The sequence below is a fragment of the Bradyrhizobium guangdongense genome (genome assembly GCF_006483445.1).
GTDB classification, from domain to species: Bacteria; Pseudomonadota; Alphaproteobacteria; order Rhizobiales; family Xanthobacteraceae; genus Bradyrhizobium; species Bradyrhizobium guangdongense_A.
In genome coordinates this window covers 1-17,007 of sequence record NZ_PPPT01000052.1, presented here as the reverse complement: position 1 = coordinate 17,007, position 17,007 = coordinate 1, and the positions used below count along the sequence as shown (strand labels likewise).

Annotated in this window: 23 protein-coding genes; 15 read left to right on the top strand and 8 right to left on the bottom strand. The window is 63.6% G+C overall.

Annotation, left to right across the window (positions count from 1 at the left end; genetic code table 11):
• Positions 1 to 351: 351 nt before the first annotated feature.
• Complete coding sequence (locus C2U70_RS08240) at positions 352 to 666, top strand: DUF6894 family protein (RefSeq protein ID WP_140977504.1); 315 nt, start codon at positions 352 to 354, stop codon at positions 664 to 666.
• A 470-nt stretch (positions 667 to 1,136) separates the two neighbouring features.
• The gene (locus C2U70_RS08235; protein ID WP_246666697.1) at positions 1,137 to 1,916 is read left to right on the top strand and encodes an AraC family transcriptional regulator; all 780 of its coding nucleotides are present in this window, start codon (positions 1,137 to 1,139) and stop codon (positions 1,914 to 1,916) included.
• Between the two features lie 24 nt (positions 1,917 to 1,940).
• Here C2U70_RS08235 and C2U70_RS08230 read toward each other — a convergent pair whose 3' ends face one another.
• Positions 1,941 to 2,657, bottom strand: a complete 717-nt coding sequence (locus tag C2U70_RS08230; RefSeq protein ID WP_140977502.1) for a hypothetical protein — start codon at positions 2,655 to 2,657, stop codon at positions 1,941 to 1,943.
• Between the two features lie 327 nt (positions 2,658 to 2,984).
• Between C2U70_RS08230 and C2U70_RS33860 the strand changes: the two genes are divergently transcribed.
• The 6 genes from C2U70_RS33860 to C2U70_RS08200 all read left to right on the top strand — a co-directional run bounded on the left by C2U70_RS33860 (position 2,985) and on the right by C2U70_RS08200 (position 5,853).
• Complete coding sequence (locus C2U70_RS33860; RefSeq protein WP_433960667.1) at positions 2,985 to 3,245, top strand: DUF6894 family protein; 261 nt, start codon at positions 2,985 to 2,987, stop codon at positions 3,243 to 3,245.
• Positions 3,246 to 3,517: 272 nt separating this feature from the next.
• The gene (locus C2U70_RS08220) at positions 3,518 to 3,928 is read left to right on the top strand and encodes a nuclear transport factor 2 family protein (protein WP_246666696.1); all 411 of its coding nucleotides are present in this window, start codon (positions 3,518 to 3,520) and stop codon (positions 3,926 to 3,928) included.
• Between the two features lie 148 nt (positions 3,929 to 4,076).
• A complete protein-coding gene (locus C2U70_RS08215) occupies positions 4,077 to 4,331 on the top strand; it encodes a hypothetical protein (protein WP_140977501.1) in 255 nt (84 codons plus the stop codon).
• A gap of 304 nt (positions 4,332 to 4,635) precedes the next feature.
• Positions 4,636 to 4,875, top strand: a complete 240-nt coding sequence (locus tag C2U70_RS08210; protein WP_140977500.1) for a hypothetical protein — start codon at positions 4,636 to 4,638, stop codon at positions 4,873 to 4,875.
• A gap of 292 nt (positions 4,876 to 5,167) precedes the next feature.
• The gene (locus tag C2U70_RS08205) at positions 5,168 to 5,470 is read left to right on the top strand and encodes a hypothetical protein (protein WP_140977499.1); all 303 of its coding nucleotides are present in this window, start codon (positions 5,168 to 5,170) and stop codon (positions 5,468 to 5,470) included.
• 164 nt (positions 5,471 to 5,634) lie between these two features.
• Positions 5,635 to 5,853 carry a hypothetical protein gene (locus tag C2U70_RS08200; RefSeq protein ID WP_140977498.1) on the top strand — a complete coding sequence of 73 codons (219 nt, stop codon included), beginning with the start codon at positions 5,635 to 5,637 and terminating at the stop codon, positions 5,851 to 5,853.
• A gap of 69 nt (positions 5,854 to 5,922) precedes the next feature.
• Here the strand turns inward: C2U70_RS08200 and C2U70_RS08195 are convergent, their stop codons facing one another.
• Entirely contained in the window at positions 5,923 to 6,225 is a 303-nt protein-coding gene (locus C2U70_RS08195) for a hypothetical protein (RefSeq protein ID WP_433960666.1), read from the bottom strand.
• A 90-nt stretch (positions 6,226 to 6,315) separates the two neighbouring features.
• A complete protein-coding gene (locus C2U70_RS08190; RefSeq protein WP_140977497.1) occupies positions 6,316 to 6,609 on the bottom strand; it encodes a hypothetical protein in 294 nt (97 codons plus the stop codon).
• Between the two features lie 180 nt (positions 6,610 to 6,789).
• Between C2U70_RS08190 and C2U70_RS08185 the strand changes: the two genes are divergently transcribed.
• The 3 genes from C2U70_RS08185 (at position 6,790) to C2U70_RS08175 (ending at position 8,393) form a co-directional block, all read left to right on the top strand.
• On the top strand, positions 6,790 to 7,383 hold the full coding sequence (locus C2U70_RS08185) for a formyltransferase family protein (RefSeq protein WP_140977496.1): 594 nt from the start codon (positions 6,790 to 6,792) through the stop codon (positions 7,381 to 7,383).
• A gap of 169 nt (positions 7,384 to 7,552) precedes the next feature.
• A complete protein-coding gene (locus tag C2U70_RS08180; protein ID WP_140977495.1) occupies positions 7,553 to 7,903 on the top strand; it encodes a hypothetical protein in 351 nt (116 codons plus the stop codon).
• Entirely contained in the window at positions 7,848 to 8,393 is a 546-nt protein-coding gene (locus C2U70_RS08175; RefSeq protein WP_186294132.1) for a hypothetical protein, read from the top strand. Before C2U70_RS08180 ends, C2U70_RS08175 begins: the two co-directional genes overlap by 56 nt.
• Positions 8,394 to 8,449: 56 nt before the next feature.
• Here the strand turns inward: C2U70_RS08175 and C2U70_RS08170 are convergent, their stop codons facing one another.
• On the bottom strand, positions 8,450 to 8,848 hold the full coding sequence (locus C2U70_RS08170) for a RidA family protein (RefSeq protein ID WP_140977493.1): 399 nt from the start codon (positions 8,846 to 8,848) through the stop codon (positions 8,450 to 8,452).
• A 147-nt stretch (positions 8,849 to 8,995) separates the two neighbouring features.
• On the opposite strand from C2U70_RS08170, the gene C2U70_RS08165 reads away from it, so the two are divergent.
• Both C2U70_RS08165 and C2U70_RS08160 read left to right on the top strand, forming a co-directional pair.
• A complete protein-coding gene (locus C2U70_RS08165) occupies positions 8,996 to 9,880 on the top strand; it encodes a DMT family transporter (protein WP_140977492.1) in 885 nt (294 codons plus the stop codon).
• 193 nt (positions 9,881 to 10,073) lie between these two features.
• The gene (locus C2U70_RS08160; protein WP_140977491.1) at positions 10,074 to 11,498 is read left to right on the top strand and encodes a caspase family protein; all 1,425 of its coding nucleotides are present in this window, start codon (positions 10,074 to 10,076) and stop codon (positions 11,496 to 11,498) included.
• A gap of 70 nt (positions 11,499 to 11,568) precedes the next feature.
• On the opposite strand, the gene C2U70_RS08155 is transcribed toward C2U70_RS08160, so the two are convergent.
• Entirely contained in the window at positions 11,569 to 11,808 is a 240-nt protein-coding gene (locus tag C2U70_RS08155; RefSeq protein WP_140977490.1) for a BrnA antitoxin family protein, read from the bottom strand.
• Positions 11,809 to 11,811: 3 nt separating this feature from the next.
• A complete protein-coding gene (cysK, locus tag C2U70_RS08150) occupies positions 11,812 to 12,789 on the bottom strand; it encodes a cysteine synthase A (protein WP_140977489.1) in 978 nt (325 codons plus the stop codon).
• A 221-nt stretch (positions 12,790 to 13,010) separates the two neighbouring features.
• On the opposite strand from cysK, the gene C2U70_RS08145 reads away from it, so the two are divergent.
• On the top strand, positions 13,011 to 13,226 hold the full coding sequence (locus C2U70_RS08145) for a hypothetical protein (RefSeq protein ID WP_140977488.1): 216 nt from the start codon (positions 13,011 to 13,013) through the stop codon (positions 13,224 to 13,226).
• A 2-nt stretch (positions 13,227 to 13,228) separates the two neighbouring features.
• On the opposite strand, the gene tgt is transcribed toward C2U70_RS08145, so the two are convergent.
• The gene (gene tgt, locus C2U70_RS08140) at positions 13,229 to 14,365 is read right to left on the bottom strand and encodes a tRNA guanosine(34) transglycosylase Tgt (RefSeq protein ID WP_186294131.1); all 1,137 of its coding nucleotides are present in this window, start codon (positions 14,363 to 14,365) and stop codon (positions 13,229 to 13,231) included.
• A 262-nt stretch (positions 14,366 to 14,627) separates the two neighbouring features.
• Here tgt and C2U70_RS08130 point away from each other — a divergent pair, with 262 nt between their 5' ends.
• Positions 14,628 to 15,665: an aspartate-semialdehyde dehydrogenase gene (locus C2U70_RS08130; RefSeq protein WP_140977485.1), complete on the top strand. Its 1,038-nt coding sequence runs from the start codon at positions 14,628 to 14,630 to the stop codon at positions 15,663 to 15,665.
• 145 nt (positions 15,666 to 15,810) lie between these two features.
• Here C2U70_RS08130 and queA read toward each other — a convergent pair whose 3' ends face one another.
• The gene (gene queA / locus C2U70_RS08125; protein WP_140977484.1) at positions 15,811 to 16,905 is read right to left on the bottom strand and encodes a tRNA preQ1(34) S-adenosylmethionine ribosyltransferase-isomerase QueA; all 1,095 of its coding nucleotides are present in this window, start codon (positions 16,903 to 16,905) and stop codon (positions 15,811 to 15,813) included.
• Positions 16,906 to 17,007 lie beyond the last annotated feature (102 nt).

The following is a 17,007-nucleotide window of genomic DNA, read 5'->3' as shown; positions in this document are numbered from 1 at the left end:
CCGGCCATGACGGCGCGGAAACGTCTGTGCGCAGGCCCTCGAGTGTCATAAGCCAGTGCCCTTCCCCCACGACCGATGACCGACCACCAGCCGATGCGCGTCTTCTTCACCTGCATGTTTTGCGGCGCGCTTCACAGCGCAATCCAGGTCAGGCAACGTGTGACGGGACGCGGCCGCTTCGATTGCAATTCGTGCAAGCGAACACTGCATCGATGGTGGGCCGTCTATGACTTCATCGACTGGACAGGTCCGCTCGACCCGTAGCGCGGCGTCGTGGCCGGCGGCCGGTTCCCTTGGTCGCCTTTCCCGACAACAAATAGGAACACCTCCCGCACAATCCCGTTGGACCGCATGCGCTTCTATTTCGACTATGAGGACACCAGCGGCATCACACCTGACGAGCACGGCATCGACCTGCCGGACATCGAGGCAGCCCGTCTCGTGGCGCTGAGGTCGCTGGTCGAGGTCATCCGCGGTCAGCGCCTGTCGCGTGCGCCGAGCGTGACCGTCAACATCCGGACCGATGCCGGTCCGGTCCTCAGCATGTCCACGTCGCTCGAGATCGTCACATCCGATGGCGGACGAACCAGGGCCATGGCCCTGCGGATCCGGGATCAGTCGTCCACACCCATGACCGGACGGCCGTCCCGTGCCTGCCTGAACTAACCGGGTCGCCGAAAAGCGATAGGCTATTTTGGGGAAAATCAATCGGCCCATGATATGACGCCCGTCATGGAACAGGAAACACCCTCGAAGCTATCTTGCGCGCGGTCCGAGACCCGCATGACATCGACGAACGCCCTGCTTCGCGGGACCGTTCGGCTGAACCTGCGCGAGGTCTCAGCGTCGCGCTCGGCCAACGCCAGTTTGATCCACGTCAAAATGAATTCGCTGATGCGGACTAATATTGAAGCTGCCGACGGCCATTGCGCCAGGCCATCCATCCTCGTTTTCCAATCTGATGGGAATCTTCCGTGCCTGTCCGTTGGCTGACGCCGTCGCGAACCCTCTCCGTCGAGGTCTTCGGCGATCCTGACGCCTATCGCGCCCACGAAGTGCTTGGCGGCGGAATATCGAAACCGTTGCAGCCTCGCGACTTCTCCGCCCATCGCGCGATCCTTCCCCTTCAAGACGGCATGTTCGTCCTGCAGCGATCCTTCGCGCGCCGGCTCGAAGCCGATCTCGGGACCGACCAAGGCCTCGGCCTCTTCATTCCGATCTCCTTCCACTGCAGCATCAATGGGCGCACCGTCGACAATTCGACGATCGGCATCATGCGCGGGAAAATCCCGGTCGAGGTGGTCGAGCAACATCCCAACACCTACCTCATGCTGCGCTTCAACTCCGATATGGGACATCGTGGCTGGCCGGAAGAGGACGGGCTGCACTACGTCACATTGCCGGACGGCGTGTTGAGAGGTTTGCGAGCTTGCATTCTCGACATGTTCTGCCTCGCTGCAGCCTCGACCGATGTCAGGCAATTCGAAGCCCTGAACCGGCCGTACCAGGAAACCCTGATCGCCGGTCTCGATAGCGCGCTCGCGCCCGACGGCGCACTGCGCACGCCTCCGAGATCGCGCATGAAGCATCGCAGGCTCATCGAGTCCCTGGATGAGCTCGTCGCCACGTCCTCGAGCAAACCGCTCTATGGCGATGATCTGGCCGCTGCCCTGGGCGTTTCAGTGCGCACCTTGCACACCGCGGCCTATGCGGTGCACGGCGTCAGTCTCCATCGCTACGTCAAGCAGAAGCAAATGTGGGCGGTGCGCCGGCAACTCAGCGGCGGTTATCCCGGCTTGACCGTCAAATCGGTCGCGCTTGCCCACGGGTTCTGGCACATGGGCGAGTTTTCGAAAGCCTACCGAGACCTGTTCGGCGAGCTGCCTTCGCAAACTCTTGCTCGTGGGCGGGTTTAGTCCCGGCGCCTGCGCGAGACGCCGTCAGCTCTCCGGCGCCGCCGGGATCGTCGCCGGCACGCTCAGGGGAGCGCCGCCGACGGAAACAGGCCCCACGGGTCCAACCGTCCCGACAGGTCCGATCGGCCCAACCGGCCCGACCGGCTTCGGTTGCCGAGCCATCCGCTTGCCCACGAAGAGCCGGCTGCGGGCGTGGCCTCTCGGGATCGCAGAGGTGACGTCTGACGTCATCGTGTTCTGCAGCGAGTCGATCTTGGCGATCAGCGTGGAGAGCTGCGATGAAATCTTCTTCACGTCGACCCGCTCGTCGGTGATGCTCTGGCGCAGGGACAGGATCACCATGGAATCCTGCTGCAGCAGCGCCGTGTGCTGCTGCAAGGAATAGTTGCTCGCCTGCAGCGAGGCCGTGTGCTCCTCCTGGGCCGCCTTGATATCCTTCAAGGCCGCCACCACCGGATCCGGCTTCGGCGCGGCCGGCTTCTGGCGCGGAAGCAGCTCGGCCAGCGCGGTCGCGACGTCAGGCAAATGAATATCGCCCGGCAGCGTCACGATGGCCGCGGTGCCGTTGATGGCGAGCGCACACACCGCCAGTGCCAGAACCGATTTCCGGCTCTTGCGCGGTGAGAGAGTTTCGAGCGCTTCAGCTTCGGTGTTTGTGGCTTCGGATGCTGCGGCGGCGAGCGCCGCGGGGTCGAGCTGTTCGGCCAGGCATTCCGCGTCTGATGTCGTGGTCACGGGCATTGACCTCAATGAGCGAGCAAAGAGGAGGCTATCGCCGGAACATCCTGACAAGGACGCCTCCTCTACGCAGCACTCATCTACAACTGTCGAAAATTGTGAGCTTTTTGGATTAATTCCGAGTTAGCGGTTCGGCCGCGCGGCATGCATGGCCCCTCCGTCCGAATACGGAGTCCATGCAACGGCCAGGGTGAAGCGAAGGCGGAGACGCCCGTGCGCTGGAAGGTGCCCGTCACCTGCCGAGCAATCGCATATGCCCCCGGAGAGCTCTGATGTCAGGACAAACCTGGCGTGCGGGGAACGAGTGTCGGCAGGCAACGTTTGCGCTCCATGAGCCGGTATTACTTCGATATCCAGAATGGCCATCCCTATCGCGACGAGGTCGGGCAGGATCTGCAAGACGACCATGAGGCCTGGCGCCAGGCCGTTCGCCTGACCAGGGACGTCGAAGACAGACTCGCACCCGGCGGGACCTGGCGTCTCGAGGTGAAACGAGACGAAACCACGGTTTTCCGCCTCGAAGTCAGAAGCGAAATAACCGAGGATAGTCCGCTGCAACCCGAGGCCTCAACGCGTCGCCCTGGACGTTGAGGTTGCAGCCTCTCGCAGGATTCCCACATCAGTGGGGCCGCCGGCTGGGATCACTAAGAACCAGCGGCCCCGTCGAACCACTTCCAATTGCCCTGCCTCAACAGAAGCGATGGTCGACTGGGGACAAATCATCCAGCCGGCGGCCTGTTCCAGTTTCGCAATGCACATAAGCGCTCGTCATCGGCGTCGGGCGCGCCGCGCACTTGAATCGAAACCTCATTCAGCCGACATTCATTGGCGCCGTCCGAGAATGTCTTTTTTGAGGACAATGAATGACGTTCGATCCGATGGCCGCCGCCGTCGATTGGCTGGACGCTTACCGGGCCGGCGATATCGAGGCGATCCTGAAAATGTATAGTGCCGGCGCAGTGACGGAGTGCCGTTGCGACGGCGTCGTCGTCACGGGCGCCGAAGGTCTCCGCGCCTATTGGGAGCATCGCCTGCAGCAATATCCGGCATCGCATCTCGATGACCTCAGGCCGTCGCCCAACGGTGCTGAAATCAACTACATCGCGCGCAACGGCATCGTTGCTGCAATCCTCGAGTTCAACTCGCTCGGTCAGATCATCTGCATGCGCTGCGGTCCACAACCGAAACCTGATGCCGGCATTCCTCACGCCGCCGAAGAGTATGCCGGCGATCAGCGTCGGCTGATCGAGATGCTTCGACGCAAGCTCAACTAAGTCGGTGCCACGTGGCCATGCCGCTGTAGCCGCGAATTCGTCGCGCGACACTTGTCCACACCCACGACCAAAAGCGTCCCGCGCGCGTTCCGGACCACCATCCCTTGATAATTTGCGATCGTGAAAAGCCTGGCGCCTTGATGTCGCCATGCGGCCCCAAAAAATCACTTTTGGCGACATGCGCGAAGCCGGCATACGCGGCGTGCTGGTCTGGTGCGCGGACTATCGCTGCAGCCACAGCGTGGCGCTGAGCGCCGATCGGTGGGCGGATGACGTGCGGCTCTCCGACATCGAGCCGCGCTTCGTCTGCAGCGCCTGCGGCAAGCGCGGCGCGGAGGTGCGGCCGGACTTCAACTGGGGCAAGCCGATCGTGTCCGCGATGGGCTATCGCAACATGACATGACCGCGAAGAGCGAGGGATCGAACGACCGGCCTCGCTCGCCCCAAGTGAAAACCACAAGTGAAAACCACAAGTGAAAACCCCCGCCGCTTGCGCGCCGGGGGTGTTTTTCAAGTATGATTTGGCAAGTATGATTTCGTAAGGCAATGCGTGATCAATAGCCGATCCTCCGCATCGCATATGTGAAGCAGTTCACAAGTGGCGAAATAATCGCCGCCGACCCGGCGTTGGCGTTGCCGGATACCGCCCCGCGCCGTTTGAGCATCGGCCGCCGCCGGACTAGGATGGGCCTTTTCAGGAGGCTCATTTGAAACAGGTCATTATCCTCGCAGCGATCGCGCTGCTTACGGTCGCTCCCGCAAGGTCGCAAAAGCTCGTCGATCCCGACAAGGTCGCGCCGGAGTTTCGCGAGGCTGCCGAAAAACGCCGCGCCGAGCAGATCCGCCAGTCGGAATGCGCGAAGAAGGCGGACGCCGACAAGGTGCTGCCGCGGGACCGCACTGCCTATCTCAACACCTGTCTGGAAACGCAGGCCGCCAAGCAGTAGCGCGCATTTTTGCGCAGAGATCATGCGCAAACGGGACCCCGGAGGCGCGATATTGGTCCATTCTGATCGCATCGCGCTCTCGCACTTTGTCGCTCCGATGGGCGCGGCAAGGGGCGCCAGAATCTTGTTCCGACACGCCCTCCCCGCGCGGACCGGCATCGCCTCGCGTCGAGGCGTTCTACTGTGCATGGGGTTGTTTTCGACCCCTAGTCCGCCCCCGCCCGGCCGTTTGGGGATCGTTCACCTCTCACCAGTTAAATCCCCCGCCATCCGTTTTGCTCCCGAGCGCCTCATGCCGGACCTCAATGCCGTCCTCGCCAAGCTCAATGACCGCCTGCTCCGGCTCGAAGGCGAGCTGTTCGTGTTGCGCTCGCTGGCGCGGGCCTCGCTGACCGCGGGCGACGAGCAGGCGGTGCGCATGCGCAAGCTGGTCGAGGCCGCCCGCGTCGCGCTCGCGGACGAAGCCACCCGCCCGCTCGACAAGCCGACACGCAAATATGTCGAGGCGGCAGCCGCCCTCGTCGACGAGCTGCTGGTCGAGCCGACCCAGGCAAAACCGCTGTTCACGGTGATCGACGGCGGCAGGGCCGACTAGCGCCGCCGCCTCCATTGCTGGGATGCCAGCATGCGATCTCCGGATGTGCAACGTTGCGAACATTTCTGAGCAGTTGCGGAAACGATCCCGCTTGCACTCCCGGGTTCCCGCGATACGATCCCCCTCATTGCGGCTACGACGATTTCTATCCGTTGGATTGCGAAATGACGAACGATACTGCGGTCTTTGACGCCTTGCGTTTTGATCCCCAGCTTGGCGAGAAAGTATCGACCGGCCGGATGGGCACACGCCAGGCCATCGCGCGCGACGGCCTCGACATCGACGCAGACACGCTCGCCTATTGTCCCCATGAGTGGATCGACGCCAGCGGCTATGTCGATCTGGAGCTGGCGCGCAAATTCCGCCATCCGATCGTGCTCTGAGGCTTTGGGACCGGCGAACCGGCCCGCCCGCGCGATCCGTCAACCGTTCGCTCGATATTGGCTAGCCGCCTATGCCGCCGCCGATACCGCGGATCGCAACGCGTCCAGGCCGGTGGCGATGGCGGCGATCTCCTCCTCGATCTGGCGGATCGGCAGGCTGAAATCATAGCCGGAGCGCCCCTTCAGATCGACCACGAGCCGCTGCCTGTGCATCATCAGCTCTTCCAGGCCGCGACGGTTCCTCAAACGGACATAAGTGTCGACGATCTGTTCAATCGCGCTCGGCATCGCATCGTTCCAAAAAATCGGTCTCAAGCAGAAGACCCGCCGGCTCGACACCGGCGGGTCAAATTCCGTGGTCGCGGTACGCAATACAAATCCGCAACGGATTCGTCGATACGTCATGCAGGTTGAGAAGTTGTTACCGGCCGTGCGCGACCGCGACGTGACGCCGCGCCAAAACTAGTCGCTCACACAGAAATATGTCCGTGGCGCCCGGCGATAGGCCGTGTAGCGGTAGTGCGGACGATAGGCGTAGTCGCGATACTGCGCCGGCGGCTCCTCGCCGTAATAGGCGTCGTGGTAGAAATTATAGGCCGGCACGTCGCTGCAGCGATAGGCGTTCCAGGTGGGCCCCACGACCGGCGCCACGCCGATCTCCGGCGGAACGACGGGGATGACGCGCTCGCCTGCGCGCGCGGACTGCGCCGCGGCAGTTGCAAGGACAGCGACGACAATCAAGCACGCACTGCGCATGTCGGACCTCCGCGAGGGATCGCCTGGCCGGTCCATGGAAACACCTGACGGCCCCGCGCGCAATGGCGCTGGCGCCCTCGCCGCATTGTTGATAACCGGCGCAAGCGTGCATCGGGGGGTGACAGCGCCACCCGGCGTGTTATCGGGAACGTCGCAGCCCGCCAGACGGATCGGAGAACCATGCGCATCACCCTAGTCGGCTCCCGCCATTTTGGCGTGACCACCCTCAACATGCTCCGGGAGCACGGCGTCGATATCGTGCGGGTCGTCGTCGCCGAGGCCGAGGATCGCCTGGCCTCGACCGCCCGCGCCGCCGGCATCGAGGTGGTGGTGCAGGCCAAGCCGAAGCTCGTGGTGGCCTCCGAAATCGCGCCCAATACCGATCTGATCGTCACTGCACACAGTCACGCCCGGATCTCGCAGGAAGCGCTTGCCGTCGCCCGTCTCGGCGGCATCGGCTATCACCCCTCGCTGCTGCCGCGCCACCGCGGCATGGCGGCGGTCGAATGGACCATCAAGGAAGGCGATCCGATCGCCGGCGGCACCATCTATCACCTCGCCGACCGCATGGATGCCGGCGCCATCGCCGCGCAGGACTGGTGTTTTGTGAAAAAGGGCGAAACGGCCCGCCAGTTATGGGAGCGCGCCCTCGCCCCGCTCGGGTTGAAGCTTTTGGCCGACGTCATCGACTACGCGATCGTCCACAAGACCCTGCCGTCAAAACCCCAGGACGAGGAATTCGCCACCTCCGCACCGAGCCTTCAGGCGCATTAACCCTGGGATCGGCGATTCCGCCCAAAATCGCGCCGAAAACCATTCCAAGGCCTGCAAATAAACCATTGTTCCACAAGGAACAAATCCGCTTTTGGCAGCGCAGCAAATTTCTGTCACATTTGACCCGAATACAGGGTCATCATCTCAGACATATCCAAGGACAGAATTCATGCGTTTTGACCGCATTGCTTTGATTTCCGCGGCCACGATTCTCGCAGGCTCCCTCGCCGCCCCCGCGTTCGCCCAGAGCCCCTATGACGGCAACTGGCAGGTCACCATTGTGACGAAGACCGGAAGCTGCGATGCGACCGCGAGCTCCATGCTGACTGTCGCCGACGGCAAGATCACGGCGCCGGGAGCCAACGTCTCCGGGACGATTGGCCGCGAGGGTCTTGTGAAAGTTTCGATCAATGGTGCATATGCTAACGGTCAACTCAGCGGCAACGCCGGATCGGGAAAGTGGAATGGAGCATCTGGAGGCATACCGTGCAGCGGGCGGTGGGAAGCATCGCGCCAATAAGCTAACTGGACGTAGCGCCAACAACCGGCGGCTGCTCATGGCGGCCGCCGTTTTGTTTGCGGCATCGATTGCAGCAACCGAAGGCAAGGCGCAGTCGGGCCCGTTCGCGCCCCTCGCCGGGAACTGGAGCGGCGGTGGAACCGTCAGCCTCGAGGATGGCTCCACCGAGCGCATCCGCTGCCGGGCCAAATACGCACCGATCGGTCCAACGATGGAGATGTCGCTGACCTGCGCCAGCGACGCCTATAAGTTCAACCTCGGTGCCAATGTCAGGGCGGAAGGTCGCGAGGTCGCCGGAAGCTGGAGCGAGACCAGCCGCAACATCAGCGGCTCGCTGCAAGGCAAAGGAAGCGGCGGCAATTTCGATCTGGCCGTCACCGCGGCAGGCTTCAATGCCAATCTCGTGCTGAGGACGAGCGGCAGCAAGCAGTCGATCTCGTTGAGAGCCGACAGCCAGTTCCGCGGCGCCAACATCTCGCTGTCGAAGTAACGATAGCAGTTGCCAAATGCGACGATCCGGTGCGCACGCGCCGGATCGTTTTGTCTTCAGGCGTTGGGAACAAACGCCGTGACCTCGATCTCGACCTTGGCGCGCGCATCGACGAGACCACCGATGTAAAGCAGCGTCGAAGGCGGAAAATTCCGCCCGAGCGTTTCCTTCCAGGCAGCACCGATGCCGACGCCGGCCGCTTCGTACTCACTGCGGTCGGTCAGATACCAGGTCAGGCGAACGATGTGCTCCGCCCCGGCATTGGCCTCGGCCAAGAGCTTCACGATCCGCTTCAGCGCGGTGGCAACCTGCGCCGCGAGATCCGGCGCATAGTCGCCCTTCTCGTCACCGCCGGTCTGGCCCGCCAGCACCACCCAGCGGCCCGGCGCCTCCACCACGACACCGTGGGAAAATCCGCGCGGTTTCGACCATTCTGCCGGCTGCAGGACACGCATGAGCTGTCTCTCCCGTCTTCTGTTGTTGGCATCCCTTAGCACGCAGACGCGCATCGCTGCATCTGCAGTTTTGGCCGTTGCAAAGGGCGCCGATGTCGCCGATACCGGCCTCCTCGCCAAAACGCCTGCCGCTGAAATTCTCCGCCGATGAGCAAATCCCCGTCGATCCCGATGGCCGCACTCTGGATGGCCGGCTGGCTGTCGCTGATGCTGATCATGGCGGTCGCCGGTCGCGAGTCCACGCGTGAGCTCAACGTGTTTCAGATCATGGAGATGCGCTCGCTGCTGGGTTTCGTGCTGCTCTATCCGCTGATTCATCGCGCCGGCGGCTTCGCGGTGCTCAAGACCGTGCGCCTGCCCGAGCACATCGGGCGCAATCTCGTGCACTACGGCGCACAGCTCGCCTGGTTCGTCGCGCTGACACTGATTCCGATCGGCCAGGTGGTGGCGATCGAATTCACCATGCCAATCTGGACCGCGATCCTTGCAGCCATCTTCCTGTCGGAGCGCATGACGTCGTGGCGGATTTCGGCAATCCTGCTCGGCCTCGTTGGCGTGATCATGATCGTGCGACCCGCAACGGGCGAGATCAATCCGGGCCAGTTGATCGCCCTCGGTGCGGCGATCGGTTTCGGCATCTCGATGGTGCTTGTGAAATCGCTCACCCGGACCGAGAGCGCGCTCGCGATCCTGTTCTGGATGCTCGTGGTGCAATCGATCGCGGGGTTCGTTCCGACGCTGTTCGTCTGGACGTGGCCGTCAGCCTATGCCTGGGGCTGGATCCTCGTGATTGCCGTCTGCGGCACATTTTCGCATTACTGCCTCGCCAGCGCGATGCGGTATGCGGACGCCAGCATCGTGGTCCCCATGGACTTCCTTAGGGTTCCGTTAACCGCGACCGCGGGCTGGCTGCTGTACTCGGAGCGGCTCGACGCCTGGACGGTATTCGGGGCTGCGCTGATCCTGTTTGGCAATCTCCTGAATTTGAAGCCGACGCCTCAAGTTCCCGTAGCTGGAACGGTGAACCGCTAGGCGGTCACGCGCGACAAATCAGAGTAGCCGTCCGTGATTTGGATCACGTTCGAATGGGGGTTCCGTCCGGCACACTCCGCTACAGGCGATGGGTTGGGCGATCTTTCGATTTGCTGGCGTGATGACCGGCGTTTTGTGTAAGTTCGAGCCAATCCTGTTGCTGTTTCGAATTCGATTCTGTTGGGGATTTCAGATGCGCTATCTCACCCTCCTCCTGTCCCTGGTCTGCATGGCAGCCACCGTGGACGCAGCGAATGCCGATCGCCGCGTTGCCTTCGTGGTCGGTAACGGCGCCTACAAGAACGTTGCGCAATTGCCGAACCCGCCGATCGACGCCAAAGCGATGGCGGCGACACTGCGCAATGTCGGCTTCGAGGTGATCGAGGGCTCGAATCTCACCCGCGATCAGATGACCGAAAAGCTTCTGGACTTCGGCCGCAAGGCGCAGGGCACCGACGTCGCGGTGTTCTATTATGCCGGTCACGGCATCGCGGTCGGTGGCACCAACTATCTGCTGCCTGTCGACGCCGACATCAAATCGGAGATGGACGTCAAGCTCGGCGCCGCCATCAACATCGACCTGACGCTCGACCAGACCATGGGCGATGCGAAGGTGAAGCTGGTGTTCCTCGATGCATGCCGCGACAATCCCTTTGCCGCCAAGATCAAGTCGAACTCGGCGACCCGCAGCGTCAACGTGGGCAGCGGCCTCGCCGAAATGAAATCTGGCGAAGGCACGCTGATCGCGTTTGCGACCGGCCCGGGCCAGACCGCGCTCGATGGCCAGGAGGGCAACAACAGCCCGTTCACCCGCGCGCTGATCGACAACATCACCAAGCCCGGCGTCGAGATCCAGCAGGCGATGACCTCGGTGCGCGCCCAGGTCAACGAGGAGACCCGCAAGGGCCAGCTCCCCTGGGGCCACACCAATCTGATCGGCGCGGTCTACCTCAATCCGACAGCGACGACCCAGGTGGCCAATGCCGCGCCGACCGCGACGGCTGCCGCTGCCCCCGCCGCAAGCGGCGGATCCGAGGCCGAGGTCGAGTTCTGGCGCTCGGTGAAGGAGTCCAACAAGGCGGAAGAACTCAACGCCTACGTCACCGCCTACCCGAACGGCCAGTTCAAGGCGCTCGCCTTGGCGCGTCTCGCGGCACTCCAGAACGGCCCGTCGACCGCCACGCGCAACCTCAACGCCGGCGTCGATCCCGCGACCTTCACGGACAACGCGAGCCAGCTGACCGAAGACCAGATCGGCCTCGACAAGGGCCAGCGCCGCGACGTGCAGCGCCGTCTGAGCGGCCTCGGCTTCGACACCAAGGTGACCGGCGTGTTCACTGACGAGACCCGCACGGTGATCAAGCGCTGGCAGGCTGCCCGCGGCTACCCGGTCTCGGGCTATCTCAACAAGCTCCAGCACAAGGCCATGCTCTCCGAGATCGTCGCAACGACGCCGACGGCGAGCGACGACAGCCAGAAGCCGGCCCGGCGCGCCACCAACAGCGCGCCCGCGCAACAAAGTGCTCCGGCGCCGCATCGCAGTGGCGGCGGCGATGCCGGCGCGGCCTTCGTGGGCGGCGTCGTCGGCGGCATGATGGGCGGCATGTTCCGCCGCTAACCCGGCGGCGTCAGATCAAGACAAGAAGCCCGGCCTTGAGCCGGGCTTTTTCGTTATCCGCCGGGAGCGCCTACTTCCCCGCTGCCTTGCGCAGGGCGTCGTTGATGCGGTCCTGCCAGCCGGGCCCGCTGGACCGGAAATGCTCCAGCACGTCCTGGTCGATGCGCAGCGTGACCTGTTCCTTCACGCCGGGAACGGCGTTGGTCTTTGGCGGCGCCACGGCGACCTTGGCCGTCACCTTCTTGAAAGCCGCTTCGGCTTCCGACCTCGCATCGCCGAGCGTGCGCGGCCGCCGCGGTTGATCCGCCATGTCCTAGATTCCTTCAAACAGAGCCGTCGAAAGATAGCGCTCGGAGAAGGACGGCACCACCGCCAGGATGGTCTTTCCAGCAGATTCCGGCCGCTTGCCGATCGCAAGCGCGGCCGCGATCGCGGCACCGGAGGAGATGCCGCCCGCAATGCCCTCGTGCCGGGCAAGCGCGCGCGAGGTCTCGATCGCGGTCGTCGAATTCACCTTCACGATTTCGTCGATGACGGAGCGATCGAGAATGTCGGGCACGAAGCCCGCACCGATGCCCTGGATCTTGTGCGGCGTGTGCGCACCGCCCGACAGCACCGGGCTTTCCTCCGGCTCGACGGCGACCACCCGCAAGGACGGCTTGCGCGGTTTCAGCACCTGGCCGACGCCGGTGATCGTGCCGCCGGTGCCGACGCCCGCCACGAAGATGTCGATATTGCCGCCGGTATCGTTCCAGATCTCCTCCGCGGTGGTGTTGCGATGCACCTCGGGATTGGCGAGGTTCTTGAACTGCTGCGGCATCACCGAGTTGGGCGTCGTGCGCAAAAGCTCTTCTGCGGCCGCGATCGCACCCTTCATGCCTTGCGCTGCCGGGGTCAGCACCAACTCGGCGCCGAGGAAGGCCAGCATCTTGCGCCGCTCGATCGACATCGACTCCGGCATCACCAGTTTCAGCCGATAGCCACGGGACGCCGCGACGAAGGCGAGCGCGATTCCCGTATTGCCTGACGTCGGCTCGATCAGCACGGTGTCGGGCTTGATGTGACCGGCCTTCTCCATGGCGATGATCATGGCGGCGCCGATGCGGTCCTTCACGCTTGCCGCCGGATTGAAATATTCGAGCTTAGCTAAAATCGTCGCGTTCACGCCCTGCATGCCCGGAAGGCGGCGCAGCCGCACGATCGGCGTGTCGCCGAAGGCATCAACGATCGAGTCAAAGACCCGGCCGCGGCCGGGTTGGTGCGCTGCACGCGTGTTGGACGATGCGTCCATGGTGAACTCCCTGTAGCAACAAAATGCGCGTATTCACGGTCTTGGTCAGTTAGAGGCAGCTTGTGACGACACGCAAGCAACAATGCGACGACGTCCAAATTCGCTGCATCGCAAAACGGCGTGAGCTGTCAATAACAGAAAACCAACGCTTTTGTGTTGCGACCTCGTCAACCGATTCTGCTTATGTTAGACTTAGGTCTAGAAAACAGGGAGGTCACCAGATGTCAGCAGTTGCTGAAGTCCTGACGACCGTCGCGCGTAACCACGATCCGCGTTGCAGCGAGTTGCCGACCTGTCCCGTCTGCGCCGACTCCATGGTCGCCGCCGAAGCCTCCGCTTATGTCTCGGACCACGTGATCAGCTATCTCTGGACCTGCGACACCTGCGGCTACGGCTTCGTGACCAAGCATTCGGTCAAACGGTTCACATGCAACTGACTTCACGCGCGGGGCGCGATGTCGCCCCTCGCCCAGTCTTCACGCGTCTGTTGATAGAACTCTTCAAACGTTCCGTGTGAGATCGCTGCCCTGATGCCCTGCATCAGGTGCTGGTAGTATGCGATATTGATATCCGACAGCAGCATCGCGCCGAGCGTCTCGCCCGCCTTGACGAGGTGGTGCAGATAGGCGCGCGCATAATTGCGCGCCGCCGGCCATGCGCTCTCCTCATCCAGCGGACGCGGATCGTCGGCATGGCGCGCATTGCGCAGATTGACCTGGCCGAAGCGCGTGAAGGCAACGCCGTGACGGCCATTACGGGTCGGCATCACGCAGTCGAACATGTCGATGCCCCGCTTCACGGCCTCGAGAATGTCTTCGGGCGTGCCCACGCCCATCAGATAGCGCGGACGATCGGTCGGCAGCGACGGCGCGCTCTCCTCGATCATCGCGAGCATCACCGCCTGCGGCTCACCGACCGCGAGGCCGCCGATCGCGTAGCCGTGGAAACCGATCTCGACGAGGCCCTGTGCGCTGACGTGACGAAGCTCCGGCACGTCGCCGCCCTGCACGATGCCAAACAGCATGTAGCCGGCAGGCGCGCTCTCGAAGGCGCGCTTGGATCGCTCCGCCCAGCGAAGCGACAAAAGCATCGCGCGCTCGATGTCGTCGCGCTCCGCCGGCAACCGGACGCATTCGTCCATCTGCATCGCGATGTCGGAGCCGAGCAGCCGCTGCACCTCGATCGAACGCTCCGGCGACAGCTCCACCTTGGCGCCGTCGATATGGGATCGGAAGGTCACGGCGTGTTCACTGACCTTGCGCAGGTCCGACAGCGACATCACCTGGAAGCCGCCGGAATCCGTGAGCATCGGCCCGTTCCAGGTCGTGAACTTTTGCAGGCCACCCAGCGCCGCGATGCGCTCGGCGCCCGGCCGCAGCATCAAATGATAGGTATTGCCCAGCACGATATCGGCGCCGGCATCACGCACCTCGCGCCAATGCATGCCCTTCATGGCGCCGGCAGTGCCGACCGGCATGAAGGCGGGCGTGCGCACCACGCCGTGCGGCGTGGTGAGGCGACCGGTCCGCGCCGCACCGCTGGTCGCGAGCAGTTCAAAGTGATTGGGAAGGCTCATAGGGCGGCTTATTGCGTCAGGCGGCGGAGGGATTCAACCTCGTTCGGCGCCAAATTGTGGCGAAAAGCCGTTGACGGCGGCCAAACTCTCCCCCATAAGTCGCCGCCATGTTCATGACCACGAAACGCACGACGAAAACCACCACGGCCTTCGGGGCCCGGGGAGGCGTGCGCGCGTAGTCAACAGACCTGACGCAACCAGCTCTACCGCAGCCCCGCACCGTGATGGTCCGGGGCTTTTTTGTTGTCTCAAACTCAAGGGAATGGAGGACAAAGTGAGTAACGATCCCGTCGTCGCGATTGTCGGCGTCACCGGCGCCGTCGGCGCCGAATTCATCGCCACCATGGACAAGCGCGGTTTTCGCGTCGGCAAGCTCAAGGCGCTGGCCAGCGCGCGATCGGCCGGCAAGACGGTCTCCTTCCGCGGCCAGCCCGTGGTGATCGAGGAGCTCTCCGAGCGCTCTTTCGACGGCGTCGATATCGCGCTGTTCTCAGCCGGCGGCAGCATCTCGAAGAAGTACGCGCCGATCGCCGTCAAGGCCGGCGCCGTCGTGGTCGACAATTCCTCGGCCTTCCGCATGGATCCGAACGTGCCGCTGGTGATCCCCGAGATCAACGCGCACCGCATCCGGGACCACAAGGGCATCATCGCCAATCCGAACTGCGCCGCGATCACCGCGCTGGTGCCGCTGTGGCCGATCCACCAGAAGAACCGCATCAAGCGCGTGATCATCGCGACCTACCAGGCGGCCAGCGGCGCCGGCGCAGCCGCGATGGAGGAGCTCGTCGAATCCACCCGCGCCAATCTCACCGGGCAGGTTTATACGCCGAAGGTGATGCCGCACCCCTACGCCTTCAACCTCTTCAACCACAACACGGCGGTCGATCCCGAGACCGGCTACAACGACGAAGAGACCAAGGTCATCAAGGAAACCCGCAAGATTTTTGAAGACGACAAGATCGCGGTCGGCGTGACCTGCGTGCGCGTGCCGGTGCTGCGCGCCCATTGCGAGGCGATCACCTTCGAATGCGAGAAGCCGATCACGGAAGACCAGGTGCGCTCGATCATGGCCCAGGCCCCCGGCGTGAAGATCGTCGACGACCGTGCGAAGAACTACTTTCCGATGCCGATCGACGCCTCCGGCCAGGACGACGTGCTGGTTGGCCGCATCCGCAGGGATCTCAGCGATCCCTCGGGCCACTCGATCTCGATGTTCGTCGCGGCGGATCAGCTCCTGAAGGGCGCGGCACTCAACGCCGTGCAGATCGCGGAGCTGCTGCCGCAGCGGGCGATGGCGTAACGCCACACGCGCAAGTCTCGAACCCGTCATCCTGAGGTGCGAGCCATGCGGCGAGAATCGCTGCATGGAGAGCCTCGAAGGATGAACGGCCGAGATGTAGCGGCCGGGCCGTCGCCCTTCGAGGCTCGCCGAAGAGGCGAGCACCTCAGGGTGACGGCGATGGAGTTGTGCCTGCGGCTCGGAAGAGCAAGCACGCATCGCCATATGAGTAAAACCTGTACCCGCCGGCGATCGCGTGCGCGTAGGCCTGCTTCATCGTCTCGAGTCCCGCAAAAGCCGACACCAGCATGAACAGGGTCGAACGCGGCAGGTGGAAATTGGTGAGGAGAATATCGACGGCGCGGAAGCGATAGCCGGGCGTGATGAAGATCGAGGTCTCGGCCGAGAACGGCTGGATTGTGCCATCTTCGGCAGCGGCGCTCTCCAACAGCCGCAGCGAGGTGGTGCCGACCGCAACGATGCGGCCACCCTTCTTCCGCGCAGCGTTCAGCGTCTCCGCGGTTTCCGCGGAGATCGTTCCCCATTCCGCATGCATCTTGTGGCCTTCGGTGTCCTCGACCTTCACCGGCAGGAACGTCCCTGCCCCGACATGCAGCGTGACACGATTGATGCCAATACCACGCGCACGCAATGCCGCTTCCAGTGCGGGCGTGAAATGCAGGCCTGCGGTGGGCGCGGCCACCGCGCCCTCATTGACCGCGAACATGGTCTGGTAGTCGGCCGTGTCCTGATCGTCGGGCGTGCGTTTTGAGGCGATGTAGGGCGGCAGCGGCGGGCTGCCGAGATCGGCGATGGCCTGATCGAGCGTCGGCCCGTGGAAGGAGAATGACAGCGTCACCTCGCCTTCAACGCCCTTGGCCTCGACCTCGGCATCGAGATGGCCGAGAAGGCAGACCTTACCTTCGTTGCCGAAGCGGATGCGGTCGCCGGCAACGAGCTTCTTCGCCGGCTTCACCAGCGCCTGCCAGCGCGAGCCGTCCAGCCGCTTGATCAGCGTCGCCTCGATCTTCGGCTCGGTCTCCCGCCCGATGCGCCGGCCCTTCAGCTGCGCCGCGATCACCTTGGTGTCGTTGACGACGAGCTGGTCGCCCGGGTTCAGCCGTTGCGGCAAGTCGGAGACGATCTGGTCGCGCAGCGAACCGCCCTCCACCACCAGCATCCGCGCGGAATCGCGCGGGCTCGCCGGGCGCAGTGCGATATTTTCAGGCGGGAGGTGGAAGTCGAAGAGATCGGTGCGCATTGCGCCGTTGCGCCTCAGTTGGCGTCATTCCGGGGCGATGCGCAGCATCGAACCCGGAATCTCGAGATTCCGGAGCTCGCGAAGCGAGAACCCGGAATCTCG

Bases quoted from the DNA above. Each gene is read 5' to 3' on its own strand.
- C2U70_RS08240 (WP_140977504.1), top strand. From the start codon at position 352: ATGCGCTTCTATTTCGACTATGAGGACACCAGCGGCATCACACCTGAC.
- C2U70_RS08235 (WP_246666697.1), top strand. From the start codon at position 1,137: ATGTTCGTCCTGCAGCGATCCTTCGCGCGCCGGCTCGAAGCCGATCTC.
- C2U70_RS08230 (WP_140977502.1), bottom strand. From the start codon at position 2,657: ATGCCCGTGACCACGACATCAGACGCGGAATGCCTGGCCGAACAGCTC.
- C2U70_RS33860 (WP_433960667.1), top strand. From the start codon at position 2,985: ATGAGCCGGTATTACTTCGATATCCAGAATGGCCATCCCTATCGCGAC.
- C2U70_RS08220 (WP_246666696.1), top strand. From the start codon at position 3,518: ATGACGTTCGATCCGATGGCCGCCGCCGTCGATTGGCTGGACGCTTAC.
- C2U70_RS08215 (WP_140977501.1), top strand. From the start codon at position 4,077: ATGCGGCCCCAAAAAATCACTTTTGGCGACATGCGCGAAGCCGGCATA.
- C2U70_RS08205 (WP_140977499.1), top strand. From the start codon at position 5,168: ATGCCGGACCTCAATGCCGTCCTCGCCAAGCTCAATGACCGCCTGCTC.
- C2U70_RS08200 (WP_140977498.1), top strand. From the start codon at position 5,635: ATGACGAACGATACTGCGGTCTTTGACGCCTTGCGTTTTGATCCCCAG.
- C2U70_RS08190 (WP_140977497.1), bottom strand. From the start codon at position 6,609: ATGCGCAGTGCGTGCTTGATTGTCGTCGCTGTCCTTGCAACTGCCGCG.
- C2U70_RS08185 (WP_140977496.1), top strand. From the start codon at position 6,790: ATGCGCATCACCCTAGTCGGCTCCCGCCATTTTGGCGTGACCACCCTC.
- C2U70_RS08180 (WP_140977495.1), top strand. From the start codon at position 7,553: ATGCGTTTTGACCGCATTGCTTTGATTTCCGCGGCCACGATTCTCGCA.
- C2U70_RS08175 (WP_186294132.1), top strand. From the start codon at position 7,848: ATGGAGCATCTGGAGGCATACCGTGCAGCGGGCGGTGGGAAGCATCGC.
- C2U70_RS08170 (WP_140977493.1), bottom strand. From the start codon at position 8,848: ATGCGTGTCCTGCAGCCGGCAGAATGGTCGAAACCGCGCGGATTTTCC.
- C2U70_RS08165 (WP_140977492.1), top strand. From the start codon at position 8,996: ATGAGCAAATCCCCGTCGATCCCGATGGCCGCACTCTGGATGGCCGGC.
- C2U70_RS08160 (WP_140977491.1), top strand. From the start codon at position 10,074: ATGCGCTATCTCACCCTCCTCCTGTCCCTGGTCTGCATGGCAGCCACC.
- C2U70_RS08155 (WP_140977490.1), bottom strand. From the start codon at position 11,808: ATGGCGGATCAACCGCGGCGGCCGCGCACGCTCGGCGATGCGAGGTCG.
- cysK (WP_140977489.1), bottom strand. From the start codon at position 12,789: ATGGACGCATCGTCCAACACGCGTGCAGCGCACCAACCCGGCCGCGGC.
- C2U70_RS08145 (WP_140977488.1), top strand. From the start codon at position 13,011: ATGTCAGCAGTTGCTGAAGTCCTGACGACCGTCGCGCGTAACCACGAT.
- tgt (WP_186294131.1), bottom strand. From the start codon at position 14,365: ATGAGCCTTCCCAATCACTTTGAACTGCTCGCGACCAGCGGTGCGGCG.
- C2U70_RS08130 (WP_140977485.1), top strand. From the start codon at position 14,628: ATGGAGGACAAAGTGAGTAACGATCCCGTCGTCGCGATTGTCGGCGTC.
- queA (WP_140977484.1), bottom strand. From the start codon at position 16,905: ATGCGCACCGATCTCTTCGACTTCCACCTCCCGCCTGAAAATATCGCA.